The sequence below is a fragment of the Paenibacillus sp. FSL H8-0034 genome (assembly GCF_038000305.1).
In the GTDB taxonomy this organism is placed as follows: Bacteria; Bacillota; Bacilli; order Paenibacillales; family NBRC-103111; genus Paenibacillus_S.
This window is the reverse complement of sequence record NZ_JBBOBS010000001.1, coordinates 2,807,869-2,826,529: the sequence shown is the minus strand read 5'-3', so window position 1 is coordinate 2,826,529 and position 18,661 is coordinate 2,807,869. Positions and strand designations below refer to the sequence as shown.

Here is an 18,661-nt window from a genome sequence, read left to right as displayed (position 1 = left end):
GAAAATAAACGTAAACCGCCGGTTGATATACGGATTAATAGTATGTAAAGACAATAAAAAACCGGAATTTTTTTGTGAAAAACCAAAAAACTCCGGTTATACAAGTATTCCCCTGTATTTATATCAATTGATACATGTGGCTTCACGGACATCGGCTAATAGCTCTTTCAGCTGTGAGGATGCATAAATCGCAAAACAAAGTAAATTCGCAGATCACAGCTTTCATCCGCTATTTCACCCTTGAGACGACGCAGCCATCAAGCGCTTGAATTCCGCCATCGTACGAGGAGGGATAACGTCCTTACGGATAAATTCGGGCAAAGCCTGCCACAGCTCCAGCAGCAGCGGCAGTTCGAGACTGAGTGACTGAATCCGCTCCTCATGCTGAAACAGCTCATACGGCGTGCCTTGCATCACACATTGTCCATGATCCATGACCAGAATCCAATCCGCCCATGAATAGGCCAGATTCATATCATGGGTGGCCATCACGATCGTAATGCCGTTCTCATGAATCCGATCCAATTCCTCGACCAGCTGCTGCTCGGACAAACGGTCCAGATACGCTGTCGGTTCATCCAGCATCAGCAGCTCAGGCTCAAGCACAAGTACTCCGGCAAGCGCTACCCGTTTCTTCTGGCCCAAGCTCAAATGGTGAATCGGCTTGTCCGCCAAATGCTCCAGACCCATAGCTGTCAGCATACGACGTGTTCGCAGCGCGATCTCCTGCTCAGCCATCCCGGCGTTGCGCAAGCCATAGGATATATCTTCAAACGGCGTGTTCAGAATCAACTGCTGCTCGGGGTCCTGAAACACAAGACCGATCTGCTGGCGAAGTTTTTTGAGAGCCTCCGGACGATACGATAGAGGAGTGTCATGCCACCGCATTTCTCCGACCACAGGACGGTGTATACCAATCGCCTGAAGGAAAAAAGTTGATTTACCGGAGCCATTATGGCCGCAAATGGCCGTTTTCTTATGCTTGGGTATACTCATCTTCAGTCCCTGAAGAGCTTCCGTATCCGTACCGGGATACCTATAATGTACATCTCTTGCTTCCAAGATCGATTTCATTACTGTTACCTCCATCGAATCCAACACTCCAGCCCCAACAAGAGGCTTACCCCGATCCAGCTTTCCAACCAGTAACGGGGCGCAACGGGCTTAGCCATATAAGGAGCCATCCGAATCTCATCCGTAAAACCCCGGGCTATCAAGCCATGGGACAGTGCTCTATACCTCTGCATGGTTTTACCAAACAAGCGAACGATTAAAATCGCCGTGTCGTTCAGCCTGCCGCGGAATCCGGACTGACCGCCTCGCGCTTTTTGGGCTGTATACATGTGCTGCGCCGTTTCTGACAGCAGGAAAAGAAAACGGTACATAATCAACATAATCTCCAATACCAATGTGGGCATTCGCAGCTTGTTCATCACCTGAAACAGCTCGGACATCGGCGTTGTCAGCATCACAAAGGTAAGACAGGAAAGACAAGCAACAACTCTTGCAAATAAGTAGCCAGCTTGATGCAAGCCTGCTTCCGTCATATAACATGTCCAATTCATAAATGTAAAAAGCACTTGATTCGTGCTGGCTGCCGCTACCGAATCCCTGGATTGTGTTCCGATCTCGATCATAAGGGCAGGCAGGCTGGTCACATAAAATAAACAAGGAAGCCCAATCAGCAGGATATAGGATTTAAAAGGAATTCGGGCATAAAAAACAGTCCATACGAGCATCCAGCCTGCAAGGCAGAGCTGTACAACAGGATGCGACAAGTATGCTGCTACGAACAGAACGGCCGCAAAACCGCATTTCCACGCAGGAGATACGGACCGCAGCCGATTTTTATAGGATAGTGTATCGATCAGCTTGATCATTGTTTAGTCGGCTTAACCGATTTACCCTTGAACCAGCCGATCGCATAGCCGATGAAGCCTGCACCAATTGCCGCCTGAAGCGCAAAGAGCATGCTTTCCGTTTCGGGAGGAGGCTCGACAAGCGATGAGAACCACGGCTTATAGCCAGGGTGAAGCTCTGCGATAATCTGTTCGGCAGCATCGTCCGCTCCGCCAAATTCACCATTCACCAGAATCAGCGGAAGAACCGCCAACAGCACTACAGCTGTCAGCATAAGTATATTTTTAGTGCGACTTGTCATGACTGCTTAACTCCTTTCATTTTGCGTTGAAGAATGGACAGCTCCTCAGAGCTATAGGCCTGCAGCCAGTTCCAGATCAATACCGTGAGCAAGCCTTCACTGATAGCCAGAGGAATTTGGGTGATCGCAAACACACCGCCGAACTTGATGAAAGAAGCCAGGAAGCCGCCATTTTCCGCAGGAAAAGCCAACGCCAATTGAATCGAGGTTACCACATAAGTGGACAGATCTGCACATGCAGCTGCCGAGAATATGGCCAGCTTTTGCTTGCCTGTTGTGTTCATCAGCCACTTATAAACGACATATCCTACCATAGGTCCTGCGACCGCCATGGAGAAGGCATTTGCTCCAAGTGTCGTCAAACCGCCGTGTGCCAGCAGCAGCGCTTGAAACAACAGTACGATAGATCCAAGCACACTCATCGGCAGAGGTCCGAACATCACGGCACCCAAGCCTGTCCCTGTTGGATGTGAGCTGCTTCCCGTTACCGAAGGGATCTTAAGAGCTGACAGCACGAAAGTAAAAGCGCCCGCCAGACCCAGCATAATCTTCAACTCTGGTGTTTCCTTGTTGATTTTGACCAAGGCACGTAATCCGAGTATGAAAAAGGGAATAAACACAACCCACCAGAACACAGCCCAGCCCAGTGGCAGGAACCCCTCCATAATGTGCATCGCGTAGGCAGATTGAGGCTCGTTAATAACAAAATACAGGGTAAAGGCCACAACCACCAATAAAGCTCGAAACATCTTTTTTGCTTTCATTCTCTAAATCCTCTCTTTCCCATAATAGGCGAAACAAAAAAACCAATCCTTTAGAATTGGTCATGGGTACATCACAATATAAAACAGGATCCTGCGGGATCGCCGTTTCATCGTTTGTACACCACTCCTTTCCGCGAAGGCTGTCGGGTGATTAAATTAGGTAGGTCTCCTGGCTTTCGGATCTTCGTTTTCTTCCGTCTTCCCCGATACATTACCGAGTGACCTGCATGAAAAAAAACTCCCCGAATACAGTGGCGGGACCGCTCGGGAGTTGCACCCGATTCCCTGTTACCCCTTATTGTCTAATGGGCACCTAATTCATGTATGCTTTTGATTTGCTGTTGAGTACCTTATATTCGATATCGACAACGATTTTCCTGTTTCGTAGCATAAATTTATAAAAACATAACACAATTTGACCGTACAAAACATCTGTAGTCGTGTCATTCATTAAATGATTGACATCGAGTGTAACCATTTGTAAAATTAAAAATGCCAAGTCAAGAGATCGGTTTAATCCGTTTCATGAGAAAGGAAGTTAGCAATTCATGTTTTTTTTGCGTTCGCTTATCATTTGCTGCTATCTTATGACCGCTTATTGGGCATCCATCCATTTTCCATCATTGAAGATGGTATTTTATCCAACGCTCGGCGCATTCAGCTTCTTGTTCATACACCGAATAGGCCAGCTCAAAGATGTTGTGCGCATCATTATCGGAGCTATCATTGCAGTATCGCTCGGAAGCTTCTTTTATACAATGGATACCGGGGCTGTCTCATTTTTTGCAACTGCAATTGTTACGATATCGTTGATCCAAGTATTCAAATGGAATGCAGCTCCCATATTAGCGGTTTCGTTCATTCCTTACTTCGCCCATCCGGACAGTCTATGGGCACTGCCCATAGCTGTGTTGGCTTCGCTGGCAGGTCTGCTCATCCCGCTCTGGCTGATTAGCCGATTGGAGCAGTTCACATGGCTTATCCGCTTTAATGAGGCTGCAGAGCAGCTTCGTCTTAAAGCTTTAACTATAGCCCGAATCCTTAAGGAACCACCGGCCACGGAGGTCATCCAGAAATCGAGAAACTAAAGCAGTACCATTTTCCAACAACTACTTACATCCTGTCCTGCTCGGATGAGCGGGATGGGATATTTGTGATGAAAGTACAAAAAGACCGACGGGTTTACCCACCGATCCCAATCCTTCTATTTTATTATTTTTATTATTGCTCACCCGCTGCAATTGCAGCAAGTCGCTCCTGAATCCGTTCTGTGCAAACACCGCCATGATACGTAATGACGGTCTCAATATCATAATCGAGCAGCTTGGCTACCGAGCTGAGTGCCTGCTCCATATTGGGTGTAAATGCTTTGTTAGGCGGCATCAGCACACCATCCTGTGAGGTCAAGGCATCACCCGATATCAAGGTTTTACTTGGCTTGTGATAAAGGCTGATATGATCCGGTGTATGGCCCGGGGTGAAAATTACTTGAATCCCCCCGCAATAAGGAAGCTCATCACCGTCCTGAAGCGTCACATCAACCTTGGAAGGCGGCACAAGGACACCTCTTTTTATGATCGGTACTTCCCCTAATAGGTAAGGCTTGGTCAATTCATGTGCGAGAACCTCAATCCGTCCCTCTGAAGCCGAGAGCAGCTCAGGAAGACTGCCGATATGATCCAAATCCTGATGAGTAATAATGATTTTTGTAAGCTTGTCAAAAGGAACCGCCTCCTGAGCAAGTGAAGCTCGAATCACCTCCAGCTGACCGGGGATTCCTGTATCCACAAGAATGCCATCGTTCTCATCCCATAGTAATGCAGCATGAACGACAAACGTATGTTCACCTGCTTTCATCGACCACTCTACAGCTTTAATTCCTGAGCCTGCTGCCATTTCCTGCACCTCCATCATCGTATTGATTCGAACAGCTTCTCCCATGGAGTACCATCGGCTGTCTACCTTGTTCCCATGGCTTTCGCGTGAGTACTGATTATTCAATGTTAACCTAGACCTGATGCGCAGGCAAATGTGCTGATTTCTCCAATGAATCAGAGATATCTATCAATCGCACGCCAACCTGCTATTTCATAGCATTCATAGGTTCTGTAACCTTAATATAGATGTCAGTAGATTGGCCGTTACATATTCTATTTAACTTTCATCTACTGTTAATAGAACTGAAGATTTCATTCGGTTTCAACGCAGAGTAAAGGAGGTGAGAATATGGCAATTATTAAACCCGTCTATACGGCAACCTCCACGGCTCCGATATCGAGCGGTGGCACCATCGATACAACTGTCAATCCCGTTGTCTCCCGTTTCTTTGCGGCAATTGATGACGGAATGATAGGTGCTACAGAAATTACAATTCCCGCAGCCAGCTTTGTTGACGATGCTGATGGTCCGGTTGTGGCTTTACCTGCTGTCACTGAAAATGATTACTACAATGTTTATATTAATGGTGTTCTTCAGCAGAGCGCGCTGTCCACGCTGACAACAGCTAGCCTTGTACTGGCAACGATCGATATCTCAGTAGGGGTACCTGTTCTATTGGAAATAGCAAACTTCGGCACCGTAACTTCTACAATTGCTACTCAACCTACCATTTCAGCTCCTACTATCACCATCATTACGTAATTGGAATTACAGCCTATAACCTGGCCGCTGGCCAGGTTTTTTGGGGTTCACACCGACTCTTCCATAATAAGGCTCATCTGAAATGTGCGATAAATTCACCCTTTCTTCGCACGATTGCCGAATATAGTGTAATATGTAAGAAGATCATCGGATCTGAAATTGGATAGTCTAGGGGATGCAGATATGGCAAAGGATGAAATATTTTTAACACCAGAGGGACTTCGTAATTTGGAGCTTGAGCTGGAGGATTTAAAAACGGTTAAGCGTAAGGAATTAGCCGAACGTATTAAATTAGCAATCAGCTATGGCGATCTCAAGGAAAACAGTGAATACCATTCTGCGAAAAACGACCAGTCATTCATGGAAACCAGAATAATAACCATTGAAAGAATGTTAAAAAAAGCCAAAGTAGCTGACAATGTGGACATATCATCCGTTCATGTAGGTTCCATCGTTATCCTGAATGACGTTGAGTTTTCGGAAAAAGTTGAGTATAAAATCGTTGGTCCTTCAGAGGCTGATGTAGCCGAGAATAAAATATCTTACGAAAGTCCTCTCGGTGGTTCTCTCATGGGTAAATCGGTTGGCGATATCGTTAGTGTCAATGCACCTGTGGGTGTCATTAAATACGAGCTGCTTGAAATCAGAGCTAATTAATTCCCTTCTATTATCTATACAATGAAATAGCAATAACTAAAAGGGCAGCGATTTATTAGCTGTCTGTTTGGTTTTTTCCATTATTGTGCAGAAAAGGAGCAATGCAACCGATGAAGCTGTTTCAAATAAAATCCAACCCGCATGGAATGGATCGAATGGCACTTTTTCTTAAAGATCATTTTGTATGTATAGGCTGGCCGGGCATCGGAGATTTGGAAAACATTAGTACACCCGAGCTGGAACGACGGCTTGTCCTGGCTTACGAGATGACGGATACCAATATAACCGATCCATTAGACGAAATCAACTGCTTTGTGCACATGGTGCAGGATGGTGATTATGTGCTTGTTGCCCATGAACAAGAGGTCTACCTTGGGGATATAGGCGATTATTATTATGTTGAACAGCATGATAATAACGATGAAGGCATGTGCCATAGAAGAGGCGTTACCTGGTTGAACCGGATACCTCGAAGTGAACTGAATAAAGCAGTGCAAAGCTTATTAAATCATCGTGAAGCCATTACACCATATGAGCTAGCTATGGAAACAGCCGGATTGGACCGGTGGCTGCCGAATCATTTGAGAGTCGTTGCACATACAGGCGCTGAGCCAAATATCCCTGTACAAAGCGTACCCAAGGCCATCATAGATAAAGACACCCTTGAGCAAGCTATGAATGTGTTGAAGGAAGCGCTCAACAGCAGCGACTCCAAACGTAGGGAAAGAGCGGCAATAGCTATCTTGCAATACGCAGCACAAACCGGAAAAGGACTGTAATCCAACTGTATCGGTCGGTTTTCCGGTATTTCTCATCTTAACGCATCCAGCCAGAGGTGCTATACTCTTACAAGAGAGCCTACTGTGCACTGCCTGCAATATATAAACAGATAAGGCAGACACGGAATAACTTACGGATAGGAAGAGATACACATCATGAGTTCAGCAATAAACCAAGCCCCATCGTCACCCAAGAAGGGACGTTTTCCTTTACCCCTTTTATGTCTGACTGCGGGCGCCTTTGCCATCGGCATGACCGAATTTATCATTATGGGTCTGCTCCCTAATGTCGCTAATGATCTGGAAGTCACGATCCCACAGGCAGGCCAGCTCATTACGAGCTATGCTCTTGGAGTCGCCTTTGGCGCACCTTTGCTCACTATATTTACCCATAAGGTTCCCCAAAAGAAATTGCTCATTCTGCTCATGTGCATTTTTATTGTGGGTAACGCTTTGTCTGTCGTGGCCCCTTCATACTATCTGCTGATTGCCGCACGGGTGATGACAGCCTTCGCTCACGGTACATTTCTTGGTGTCGGATCCATCATCGCTGCTCGACTTGTAGCGCCAGAAAAGCGGGCCGGAGCGGTATCCATGGTACTGGCCGGATTGACGATTGCCAATATTATTGGTGTCCCGTTCGGAACCTTCATTGGTCAGCAATTGGGCTGGAGAGCTTCATTTGGCGCCATTACCATCATGGGAATTATCTCCTTGATCGGCATTATCAAATTTATTCCTGTTATTCGCCAGGAGCACGTACCGAGTCTTGCCAAGGAATTCCGCAGTCTGATTAATCCCCAGGTACTGCTGGTGCTGCTGACGGGTGCACTCGGATGCGCGAGCCTGTTCTCCGTATTCACCTATATTACACCTATGCTGGAATCGATCAGCGGCTTTGCCGAGCATAGTGTAACCTGGATTTTGGTTTTATTCGGATTTGGAGTCACCATTGGCAATATGCTTGGCGGCCGACTTGCTGACTGGAAGCTAAAGCCTGCTTTAATAATCAACTTTGCTGTGCTGGCCGTCATTCTATCGCTGTTGACCGTTACGCTTTCGAATCCAGTGCTGGCTGTCGTTACTATCTTCCTCTGGGGAATCGCGGCTTTCGGTATTATGCCCGGTATCCAGATCCGTATTATGAATTTGGCTCATGAAGCCCCTCTGCTTGCAACAACCTCAAGCCATTCAGCCTTGAATTTAGGTAATGCGAGCGGAGCCTATCTGGGTGGTGTGACTATAACCTATATGGGATTGTCCTCCGTTCCCTGGTTGGCAGCCTGCCTTGCCGTTCTCGCTCTGGGCGGCGTTATTCTAAGCTTTGGTCTGGAAAAGCGGCGTAGCCAGTTAGTCGCAGTTCAATCATAACTCTGCTCATCTCATTACGAAGACCCTACGATGCATGCATCGTAGGGTCCTTATATAACGTGGGAAGCGATTGCGTCCGATAACGTCCGTTCAATTAGTTATCAAGACATTATTAATTTTCATTTAGCTGTAGAATATTGAAGTTTCCAGCTGCTAGGGAATTTGACCTGAAAACAATCGAAACCATCTCGATCGTTTCATCCTTTTCAGAGAGCTCATGGTAAATCAACTACCTTTCGGATTGACATAGGTTCATGCTTCTTCCGTATGACGTTTGATTCATTATTACCACTTCCCACTACTTTTTATTACCCTGTTCATCTTGAAGTGAAACACTACGGACTCATTTAACATAATTTCAGGATTTTTCTTGATAGCCCGCCTGATTAACGATTTGAGTAACCTGTTCTGTGGTCGATTTTATGAGTGCAGTCGCTTCGTCAGAGGTGATCTTGCCGCTATTTAAACTGTTGTTGATTGGTGCTTCGACGAGACTTACCAGTTGATTTGTAAAGCTAGCAGATTCGTTCATTTGCTGTGTGGCCAAGTCCGCCAGCGACCGCCCATCATGAAGCTCCTCTTGCAAATCACTATAGTCGACATCCAATATAGAAGATGCCAATATAAGGATTTGATTGAGCTTTAAGTCAGCCCGGGTTGCAGCGGGAATCGATGTATCGATCGGTGAGGAGATGGATGAATCCTCGCTGTCATCATCGGCAAACACTTGCTGTGTGAATGAACCTCCAAATCCTCCAACCAATAATGCCGCCGCTACCGTTCCTGCCATCATACTTTGCTTCCATTTACTCATGGCTCTCTCCACCTTGTCTATATAGTGTCAACCGAGAAAGGAATTGCTTATTCCTTATGAACTAAGAATAAAATTCCAACCTGAAGCGTAAATGAAATTCAGCTGATTTTCTGCTATATTTTTCCTTAAATTAACATGAAAATTCATTATGTAAAGGGACAATCGTCTAACTTTTATCAATTCCGCCCGATGGTTTCAATGCAAACCGCAGCGCACGGCTGATCAATGCCGGCAGTACCGATGTGTGGCCTTCATCCTCAAATTCCTTGAATTCCACATGGACACCACAGCTCTTCAACGTGGACAACCGATCAGCAAGCTCCTTGGCGTTGGCATTCATGCGGCTTTTATGACTTTGTTCCAGTTCCCCTACGGCAAGCAACAGCTCCACATGGGCTCGCTCCTGACTCAGGCCAGCAGCGAATTGCTGCTCCGCTTCAAGGAGCGCACGCTGGTTCCAATGAATCGACGGACTACCCGCCACATACGTCTGGAATGCAGCAGGTTTGCTGAATAGCACGTGCAGCACGAAGAAACCGCCAAGCGAATGGCCAAATATGGTTTGTCTGCGGGTGTCAATCTTATAATCACGTTCAATCTCCGGTTTTAGCTGCTCTTCAATAAAAGTCAAAAAATCCTCGGCTCCGCCATGCTCCGGCCAAGCGATTCCGTCCGGTCTAACGGGCAGCTCGGAGATAGGCACCGGCAGTGTGTAATCATAATAACGTCCGGTCGCGAATGGAACCTCAGTCTGATAGCCAATCCCTACGACAATAGCTGGAACGACTCCGGTCTTCTCGGACCGCGAGCCTTGTACACGAATAGCTTCCACCATCGTTCCAAATACAGCGTTGGCATCCAGCAAATAAATGACCGGAAATCCGGAAGCAGGCGGTTCTTCCTTCGGTGTAGCTATGCTGATTCGGTATTCGCGGTTACCCGCGTGTGACAGCATCACTCGCTGCTCGCTGCGTGGTATAGTCACCTCTTGTGGAATAAGGTCCCTGGATAGGATTTCGGCCTGCACGTTTTTTTCAAGAGTCACTCGTTTCAATTCCTCCTCTGATTCCAATAAGAACCTGTTTTATATGTGAATGGTTCGTTTCAGCTTCTTGCCTTGCTTCTGTACAGCAATATGACAAAATAGGGAACCCCAATGATCGCCACAACGACACCCACAGGCAATTCCGCCGGGGCAAACAGCACCTTGCCGATATAATCCGAGACCATAACCAGGACAGCTCCAACAATACCGCATACAGGAATAATTCGCTTATGTGCACTCCCGACCAAACGCCTCGCGATGTGAGGAGCCATCAGTCCGACAAAGCCGATGCTCCCGGATACGGATACACATGCACTCACAATCCCGATGCTGCTTAGCAGCAGTATAGCCTTTTCTTTTTCCGCAGCTACCCCTACGCTTCTTGCACTGTCCTCATCCAACTGGAACAAATCAAGAATATATGACCTTCGGATAATAATGGGAATGAGCAGCACAAGCCATGGAAGCATCGACACGATATATTTCCAATTGGCATTATAAATACTGCCGGATGTCCATACAGCCGCCATCTCAAAATCCTTGGCATTCATTTTCAAAGTCAAATACAACGATATTGCCCCCAAGCCCGACGCTATCGCTATGCCGGTCAACAAGAGACGCTGGGATTCCAGCCTGCCGTCTTTCCACGAAAACAGATAAATCAGTATCGCTGCGAGCAGACCACCTACCAATCCAAACATCGGCATCGCCAGAATGGACATCCAGCCTGTTCCTTTAAGCTTGCCTTGATAGAAAAACAGAAAAATCACCATCGCCGCGCCCGCACCTGCATTAATCCCCAGTATGCCGGGATCGGCCAGTCCGTTTCTCGTTATACCCTGAATCACAGCACCTGCAATCCCCAAGCCTAATCCGACAAGTGCGGCAATGACGATCCGCGGTAAACGAAATTCAAAAATTACCAAGTCCTGATCCGGCTTCTGATCGATTCTCAGCAAGGTCCGCAGGACGTCCTGAACCGTCATATCGAAGGTCCCACTGGTCAGGCTCATATACAGCGTAATCAGTAAAATAACCGTCCCCACTACCATTACCGCAGCAAAACGTCGGTTCCAAGCGTTATTCATGATTTGGCTCCTCCCCTCGTTCTTGTTAGATAGAGAAAGAAAGGAACGCCAAGCATTGCTGTCACGACCCCTATCGGCATTTCGAACGGATAATTGAGAAAACGGCTGAGCACATCACAAAGCGCGAGAAAGATGCCACCGAGCACAGCGGAGCACGGAATGATTTTTCTGTAATCAACCCCGGTAAAAAAACGTGCGATATGGGGTACAATGAGTCCCACAAACCCAATTTTACCTGCAAGCGCAACAGATACCCCTGTTAAAATAACTACGCTGAGTGTGGCCGCAACCTTGATAAATAACGTTTTTTGTCCCAGGCTTGCAGCGATTTCTTCCCCGAGCGAAAGTATGGAAACTGATTTGGATATACAGAGTGCAATCACAATCCCGACGACGGCAAAAGGAAGCGCCAGCTTGATCAAACTGGGGTCCATCTGATGCAGCCGTGCATTGTACCAAAAGCTGATATTTTGCGAGATTTGAAAATAAGTCGACAGCGCTGCTGAAATGCTGCTCAAAAACGTACCTATGATCGTGCCAAGAATTGCCATTCGAACTGGAGAAAGCCCGCCTGGTAAAAGCGAAGCCAAGCTGAATACAATGATAATGCTGAGCGCTGAGCCCAGAAAAGAGAACAAAATCATTTCCATGGAAGAGGAGCCCGGCATAAAAATCATACAGACGGTTATAGCAAATGCCGAACCATCGGAAACCCCCATAATCGAAGGGGATGCAAGATAATTTCTTGTCATCCCCTGCATAAGTGCCCCTGATATGGCCAGAAAAGCACCGATCAGCAAGGCTCCGACTACTCTTGGAATTCGGGAATGCATAACGATCTGATGATTCACATTACCCGGATCAAAATGAAACAGCGCATCACGAACCGTATTCATCTCGATATTCTTGGCTCCGTAAAAAATCGATAGCAGCATCGTGAATATGATGATGAAAGGCGAGCTCCACAGAATGATTGCCGTTGCAGAAAGCTTTAATGACATAGGACTCTACTCACTTTGCTTGGAGAAATTCACTGCTTTTAATGGCATCAAGGAAGGCGATTTTGCTATAAGCGGTACCACCCTGAGCTACCGGATCGACCAGGTTGATGTATACATGACCATTTTTTACAGCGTTGATGCTTTTCCATATTGGATTGTTTTTCAGATCCTCAAGCGCTTTGGGGGTATCCTTATTCTCGTCCTCTGCAAACTGGATGAACACATAATCCGGGTTTATCTCTGAGAATTTCTCCAGGGATACAAGCTGCTGTGCCTTCGCTTGCTTTACCTCTGCGGGAACCGCTGCTCCCAGGTCGGCATAAATCGATGGATTGAAAAATACGTCCTCAGGGTAGATAAACAGGCTGCCAGTCCGAAGCCTTACGGCCAGAACCTTCTTGTCCTTTAAGCTAGATCCAGCCTTCTCCTTAAACTCCTTCAGCTCATTCTTGTACTTATCAAGCGCCTGCTTGGCCTGCTCCTGTTTGCCGGTCAGCTCTCCAAGCAAATTCAGATTCGTTTCCCAATCGGTTGAAATATGAGATACGGGAATCGTCGTCGCAACCTTGCTCATTTTTTCCAGAGCTTCGGCAGGAAACTTGGTGCTGCTCAAAATCAGATCGGGCTTGAGCTTCAGAATCGTTTCAATATTAGGCTGGGATTTTTCACCGACCGATTCCACGCCTTCTGTAATTTTGGCAAACATGGGTGGGAATTTGCCGCCAATGGTAATCGCTCCGACCGGTTTGACACCCAGCACCAGTGCGTCTTCCATCGATTCCACCGCTCCGGTAATCACAATTTTGTCCGCTTTGGCGGGTACGGTGTACTCCTTGCCCAAATAAGTGATCTTTCTTAATGCTGTCGACGGGCTTGACGCACTTGCGGCGGCACTGCTGCCAGCGACATTTGTGCTTGAAGTACCTGCTGCCACACTGCCGACAGGCTTGGCCTCATCCTTGACGCCGCAAGCTGCCAACCCCAGCATCATTATGGATATCAATCCTAATGCCCATGCTTTCTTGTTCATTTCCTGACGATCCCCTTTTCCTGTAACTTGAGTGAGCATAACATTATCTTTCAATTGATAAAGATTCTCAATCGAATTATAAACTACGTCGCTATCCTGGGACATGGACGATTTCCGGAAGTTAATTTGTACGATGTCCATATACAAGCTTCAAGAGGTCATCCACCATGCGTCCAATCGCATAAGCGGAATACTCCCGCCATGGATCGGAGGAAATCATATACACGCAGTTTCTGCGGACCGCCTTCAAATTTTGCCATAGAGATGAGGTTTGCAGCGATTGCCAATGGTTCAGGGATTCTGGCTCCTGACACACATTTAACAAAATCCGATCGACATCGAAACCTGCCAATTGCTCCAGACTAATGGATTGATTGCAAACTGTCGGATCGACACCGGCTGGTGATTGTAACTGCAAGTCCTGAAACAGCACATCCCTCATCCCTCGTGCCGGAGCAAGATGATAGCTCTGCTTAAAAATACTCATGATCAGAATCGTATCATCCTTCAATTCCTGAAGGAGACGGCCGCGGGCGTGCGTCACTTTCCTGTCGTAGTTCAGCAGCCACGTATCGGCTTCCTGTCCTGCTCCAAGCAGCTGTCCGGTCAGCTGCAATTGCTCTCGCCAATTCTTATCCTGCGCAGAAATGTAAAAGATAGGCGCAACCTGCCTGAGCTTCTCCTTCTCAACAGCCTGAAGCTCATCACTGCTAATAACCACATCCGGCTCGGCTTGGATGAGCGCCTCAATATTGGATTCCCAATCCTCATTAAACCGGTATGCGCTCAGATGCAGGGGTATATCCGTCCGGTACATTTTATGATAATATGCTGTCCATTTGGGATGAAGCGGCGCAGCATAAGGAATCATCTTGAGAGCCAGTAATTGACCGAGGATGGGAGAGGAATAGGCGACAATTTTACGGCGGCGATTTTTCATATAGGCTGTAGGCGATACCCCTACCTCCTTCTTGAACTTGCGGCTAAAATAAAACTCGTCATTGTAGCCGACCTGATGAGCGATATCGCGTAAACGGGCATCGGATTGCACCATGAACTGCTTGGCATAGTTGACCCTCACTTCGGTTACGTAATCCATCGCGCTTTTTCCATACGTTTTTTTAAATAAGTCTACATAATATTTGGGACTGATCTTCGCCATACGGGCCAGCTGTTCAATGGTAATGCTTTCGTTATAATGGCTTTCAATGTAAGCCTTGGTGGACTCAAGCGCTGTGCGGGAATCCAGCTCGGGCAGCATGCGAATGTTCTTGATAATCCAATACAGCAATTCCAGAAAAGCAGATTGCCCACGGAAACGTTCCACCGGTTGTTCACTGCGGCAATAGCTGTACATCAAATCGCACAAAAGTACCGTCTGTGCCTTCGGGTAAATAGGAATTTCCCCTACAAGTGGAAATGTTGGATGCGATACGGAATCCCAGCATACCTCGAACTTGATCACATACAGCTCCAATTCATCCTCATCCTGAAGCGTCACCCCTAGCGTTTGCCCAGGCAAAGCGATATGTATGGCATCCTGTCGCAATGGGTATTCGTCGAGATCCATGGTCAAGCAGCCAACACCGCTCTTAACGATGATCAATACGTAGGACTCGATGAGCTGCTGTTCGATCCGACCATCGCGCACTAGCTCGATGCTTTGAAGCTTAAACCACATATTGTCCAGAGAGACGTTTATATGCATAGGTACTTGCTCATGTAGTGTATGGTGCAAGCTAAACTCCCCTATCTAATTTGAGAATGATATTCATTATCAAATAACAACTTAGCATAGTGTACGAATAGCGGTCAAGCTGATTTCAAGGCGCTCCTATACAAATACAAATAAATGAAAATGACTGCTGGAACGCTGTCACTTTCATTTATTTGTGGAAGCTCATAGCCAGACTGCCTGCTTAAATCAGCTGTACATGTTGAGGAGCTGTATTATCGCAAATTGACGACCGTTTGTACTTTCTTGCCGCTTGGCGCTGCGATGACCAATGTAAAGCTGGCCATATCGCCATCACCGGTGTAGGTCACGACCCCGGTAGAAGGATCAACCGTCACCGCATCGTCACCACCAGCGGTTTTATAGGCAATATCCGTTACATAGAACATCAAGCCTAACGCTTTGACATGCGCCGACATCACATCATTTTTATAAGGTGATCCGTATTGATCGGTAAGAATGACTTCTCCCATTAACGGATAATCCCACATTTTTTTGCCGGAAATTTTGTTGTATTCAATGGACGCATAGGCTTTACTGCTAGCCGTCCTCACAATTTCTATCGGCTTTTTGGACGTTTTCATCTCTATTCTGGTTGCGTTCACGCTGTTGCCGGTTTTATATAGCGCGGTTATCGTCGCTGAGCCTTCCTTATCTCCAATCACAAAATATTTATAAAGTGGCGCAGCCGCCGTCCCCGTATTGATATACACAGCATTCGCTACGGTGGTGTTGGAAGAAGCTACGTTTCCCAGTGGATTGTGCATCCAGACAACGGGTACTTTGACTTCCTGGCCGGATTTTTTGGCGGAAAGCAAAACTTCCTTGGCAAGCTTAACACGGTCCTTGACCAAGCCGTAAGCGTCTCCCGTTACCGTTGAATCGACAATTATCCCTTCTCTATAAGCATCACCAGCAGCAAAAAGCGTATTGTCCACAGCCGTATCCAATACCACCTGATAAGTAATGGAGGGATCCTTGCCATCAATAACCCCAATCGTATTGGTTAATTGATTCAGTTTTTCCACAGTAACGGTACCATTGATATGCTCGACTTTAACAAGCGTTAAGCTCAATCTATAGCTGCCTGTTTTCCTGGCGTCTGCTTTGAAGGATAATTTGATATTGTAAATATTCCCGATGTTAAACCCTTCCACATTACCGGAAGCTGCTTGCATAAATGTCTCATCTATCCTGTATTGCTCCTTCACATTCGGAGACAGCGGCTTGCTGGCATTCAAAGCATCTATAGCCGGCTTTAACGGTCCCGTAGTCGGATAAAGAGCCTTATTCTCTGAGACATCCCCAATATTTTCATAGGCCACATGAATTTTGTAAGCTGCATCCGTTCGGACTTTAGTCGCATCCGCAGCGTCAGCAAGCACCGAAATATATTCGTTGCTCGCATTGCGGATAAATTCTCCGTATTGATCCTTGATGAGAATAACCAGACCTTCCTCTGCTTCCTGTATATAGAAAGGAGCCAGCGCCGTCTTCACCATAATTTGGGCAGGGTAACGCTCCTTCTGTATGCTAAGGCTCAGACTCGCTTTTTTATCGGTGCCTATGATTTGCACGGTAACGGTTCCGCTTCCTACCGACAGGCCTGTTAACGCAAGCAGCCCTCTCGTTTTACCCAATGCCTCAAGCTTCACGCTCGCTGCACTGCCAAACGTGCTTTGCACGGTCAACTGATCGATTCCTGCCGCCAGTTCATTCGACGTCAATACCTGACCCTGATCGTCTTTGACTATCAACGGTAAAATGATATCCTTATCGCCTACGGCTGCAACCTTATTAAACTCGCCAAATTGTACGGAAAAAGCACCTTTAATTAATGAGATAGAGATCTTCTTCGTCATTGCTTGGCCCGACCCGAGCGCATACAAGGTGATCTCCGACTCTCTGAACTGATCAATATCCGTTCCGCCAATGACTTTAAGCTCTGGAAATTCATCACCGTCGTAGTCATACCATGCCCCATCCGGTATTTTCAGGACCGTGCTGTCCTTCACAACTGCCTTGATGCCGTTGTACGTGTTCAAGCCGTAGGAAGCACCATCCTGCCCAAGCCCGTCGATTGCAATAACCGGAATTCCATATTGATCGAACGCCTTGAGCTTCAGGTAGGCTTCAGCGCCTGCAATCAGCTTCTTGGATGTGCCGGGCAGCAGCAAATCACCGATTTCGATTTTCGAGACGTAAGGACGATCGCCTATAGCAAATGTTTTGTTGGCTATCAGTCCGGTCTCAGTGTGCAGGATCGTTACGGACACCCGCGATTTTTTGTCTTCCTCCTGCAGCTGAAGCTTAATCGCCTGCTTACCGCTGACTGCAGTACTTTTGACATTTCCCGTTTCGATAACGAATTGATTGGCGTTCCAGGTCGACGCTTCACCATACTGGTTGAATGCCTTAAATTCAACGTATACGTTATTGGCCTGTGGAAGCGTATCTGATGCCGTAACAAACTCGATTTTCTCCATTTTTTCTTTCTGGACTGTGGCTTCTGCTCTGGTTGTACCCACGCTAGTACCCTCCAAGCCCTTCAGCTCGACAGAGTAGCTGCCTTCCTTTAATACGGTATCAAATACGATATCTGCCGATTGACGATTTTCCTGAAAAGAAGCCTTACCTTCTACCAAGGCGTTTGCTTGCTTGACCTCGAAGGTGATATTGCCTGTATCTACGGGCTGGTTAAGCGTAACCGTCAGTTTTTTGACTCCGGTTGCCTTGACTTCTGTGATGGAGACAGGTCCGACAGGCACGGCAGGAGCCTGCTTCAGCTTGTCCTCAACTGCGGAAAGTGAAACCGTCAGCGTCTCTCTTGTCGCTGCCTGGGTATAATCCGACTGCTCTCCCAACAGCTTCAGCTGAACGGCTGTGGCAACATATCCCTTGGCCCAGTCGGATACTTGGCCCTTCATTGCTAATTCTGGTGCTGGCTTTAGGCCAAGGCCGCGTACCAAAGTGGCAGCCAGCTGCTCCAAGGTTACATTTCCATCTGGATCAAATACGTGAGTTTGGGTTCCTTCCATTAGCCGAGAAGCCGTCACCGCTTCTATGTACCCCTGCTCATGAGCCCAATGCGATGAAGTATCTTCATATGAAGGGTTGCCGGTCTCTCTGTTCAGCTTCAGCAACCGGACCAGTACCGCAGAGAACTCGGCGCGCGTCATCCTGCGTTCCAATCCGGCTGAGCCGTCTGCATACCCTTCTAATATGCCTTGCTGCTTCAAGCTCTCAAATTGCTTGGCTATATCTGGACTTGGGCTGCTTGCCTGTTCCGCCCATCCGATCGCTGGAGCGTAACCCATCACGACCACCATCAAACTGAGTATAAATATGGACAGCTTTCTCATTCTCTCTTTCCCCCTGGCAGTTATCAAATATATGCAAAATCCCATAAATCCGTATTCTCCTTTATTTCAATTGATAATGATTATCATTGTCTATTATAGGTGATCGTCCTGACATGAACCATGTACGATTTCCAGATTAAGAATGGACGATTTCCGGTAAATAAAAAAATGACAGTCGGGAACATGAATCATGTTCTCAACTGTCATTATGTAA

The 18,661-nt window shown here is 47.0% G+C and carries 17 protein-coding genes and 1 riboswitch; of the genes, 5 read left to right on the top strand and 12 right to left on the bottom strand.

Features of this window, described 5'->3' with window-relative positions; all coding sequences use genetic code 11:
- Window positions 1–234 precede the first annotated feature (234 nt).
- From NST47_RS12660 to NST47_RS12645, 4 genes are read right to left on the bottom strand one after another with little or no spacing between them, the layout of a single operon-like run.
- The gene (locus NST47_RS12660) at window positions 235–1,074 is read right to left on the bottom strand and encodes an energy-coupling factor ABC transporter ATP-binding protein (protein WP_341155470.1); all 840 of its coding nucleotides are present in this window, start codon (window positions 1,072–1,074) and stop codon (window positions 235–237) included.
- A gap of 5 nt (window positions 1,075–1,079) precedes the next feature.
- A complete protein-coding gene (gene cbiQ, locus NST47_RS12655) occupies window positions 1,080–1,880 on the bottom strand; it encodes a cobalt ECF transporter T component CbiQ (protein WP_341155469.1) in 801 nt (266 codons plus the stop codon).
- The gene (locus NST47_RS12650; protein ID WP_341155468.1) at window positions 1,877–2,161 is read right to left on the bottom strand and encodes an energy-coupling factor ABC transporter substrate-binding protein; all 285 of its coding nucleotides are present in this window, start codon (window positions 2,159–2,161) and stop codon (window positions 1,877–1,879) included. The genes cbiQ and NST47_RS12650 overlap by 4 nt, the downstream gene beginning before the upstream one ends.
- The gene (locus NST47_RS12645) at window positions 2,158–2,925 is read right to left on the bottom strand and encodes an energy-coupling factor ABC transporter permease (protein ID WP_341155467.1); all 768 of its coding nucleotides are present in this window, start codon (window positions 2,923–2,925) and stop codon (window positions 2,158–2,160) included. Before NST47_RS12645 ends, NST47_RS12650 begins: the two co-directional genes overlap by 4 nt.
- A 142-nt stretch (window positions 2,926–3,067) precedes the next feature.
- A riboswitch (cobalamin riboswitch) is annotated at window positions 3,068–3,257 on the bottom strand.
- Between the two features lie 216 nt (window positions 3,258–3,473).
- Here NST47_RS12645 and NST47_RS12640 point away from each other — a divergent pair.
- On the top strand, window positions 3,474–4,013 hold the full coding sequence (locus tag NST47_RS12640) for a hypothetical protein (RefSeq protein ID WP_341155466.1): 540 nt from the start codon (window positions 3,474–3,476) through the stop codon (window positions 4,011–4,013).
- A gap of 133 nt (window positions 4,014–4,146) precedes the next feature.
- Here the strand turns inward: NST47_RS12640 and NST47_RS12635 are convergent, their stop codons facing one another.
- Complete coding sequence (locus NST47_RS12635) at window positions 4,147–4,866, bottom strand: MBL fold metallo-hydrolase (RefSeq protein WP_445667377.1); 720 nt, start codon at window positions 4,864–4,866, stop codon at window positions 4,147–4,149.
- A gap of 285 nt (window positions 4,867–5,151) precedes the next feature.
- Between NST47_RS12635 and NST47_RS12630 the strand changes: the two genes are divergently transcribed.
- The 4 genes from NST47_RS12630 to NST47_RS12615 all read left to right on the top strand — a co-directional run bounded on the left by NST47_RS12630 (window position 5,152) and on the right by NST47_RS12615 (window position 8,372).
- The gene (locus NST47_RS12630) at window positions 5,152–5,565 is read left to right on the top strand and encodes a DUF4183 domain-containing protein (protein ID WP_341155465.1); all 414 of its coding nucleotides are present in this window, start codon (window positions 5,152–5,154) and stop codon (window positions 5,563–5,565) included.
- 183 nt (window positions 5,566–5,748) lie between these two features.
- Entirely contained in the window at window positions 5,749–6,222 is a 474-nt protein-coding gene (gene greA / locus NST47_RS12625; protein ID WP_341155464.1) for a transcription elongation factor GreA, read from the top strand.
- 110 nt (window positions 6,223–6,332) lie between these two features.
- Window positions 6,333–7,001, top strand: coding sequence for a hypothetical protein (locus tag NST47_RS12620; RefSeq protein ID WP_341155463.1), 669 nt, complete (start codon window positions 6,333–6,335; stop codon window positions 6,999–7,001).
- 156 nt (window positions 7,002–7,157) lie between these two features.
- Entirely contained in the window at window positions 7,158–8,372 is a 1,215-nt protein-coding gene (locus NST47_RS12615; protein ID WP_341155462.1) for an MFS transporter, read from the top strand.
- A 358-nt stretch (window positions 8,373–8,730) separates the two neighbouring features.
- Here NST47_RS12615 and NST47_RS12610 read toward each other — a convergent pair whose 3' ends face one another.
- The 7 genes from NST47_RS12610 to NST47_RS12580 all read right to left on the bottom strand — a co-directional run bounded on the left by NST47_RS12610 (window position 8,731) and on the right by NST47_RS12580 (window position 18,447).
- Window positions 8,731–9,186, bottom strand: a complete 456-nt coding sequence (locus NST47_RS12610) for a hypothetical protein (protein ID WP_341155461.1) — start codon at window positions 9,184–9,186, stop codon at window positions 8,731–8,733.
- 166 nt (window positions 9,187–9,352) lie between these two features.
- The gene (locus NST47_RS12605) at window positions 9,353–10,231 is read right to left on the bottom strand and encodes an alpha/beta hydrolase (RefSeq protein ID WP_445667376.1); all 879 of its coding nucleotides are present in this window, start codon (window positions 10,229–10,231) and stop codon (window positions 9,353–9,355) included.
- 59 nt (window positions 10,232–10,290) lie between these two features.
- Window positions 10,291–11,283: a FecCD family ABC transporter permease gene (locus NST47_RS12600; RefSeq protein WP_445667458.1), complete on the bottom strand. Its 993-nt coding sequence runs from the start codon at window positions 11,281–11,283 to the stop codon at window positions 10,291–10,293.
- 32 nt (window positions 11,284–11,315) lie between these two features.
- On the bottom strand, window positions 11,316–12,320 hold the full coding sequence (locus NST47_RS12595) for a FecCD family ABC transporter permease (RefSeq protein ID WP_341155459.1): 1,005 nt from the start codon (window positions 12,318–12,320) through the stop codon (window positions 11,316–11,318).
- Between the two features lie 10 nt (window positions 12,321–12,330).
- A complete protein-coding gene (locus NST47_RS12590; protein ID WP_341159665.1) occupies window positions 12,331–13,350 on the bottom strand; it encodes an iron-hydroxamate ABC transporter substrate-binding protein in 1,020 nt (339 codons plus the stop codon).
- Window positions 13,351–13,471: 121 nt separating this feature from the next.
- Window positions 13,472–15,088, bottom strand: a complete 1,617-nt coding sequence (locus NST47_RS12585) for an AraC family transcriptional regulator (protein ID WP_341155458.1) — start codon at window positions 15,086–15,088, stop codon at window positions 13,472–13,474.
- Window positions 15,089–15,300: 212 nt separating this feature from the next.
- Window positions 15,301–18,447, bottom strand: a complete 3,147-nt coding sequence (locus NST47_RS12580; protein ID WP_341155457.1) for an S-layer homology domain-containing protein — start codon at window positions 18,445–18,447, stop codon at window positions 15,301–15,303.
- Between the last annotated feature and the right edge of the window lie 214 nt (window positions 18,448–18,661).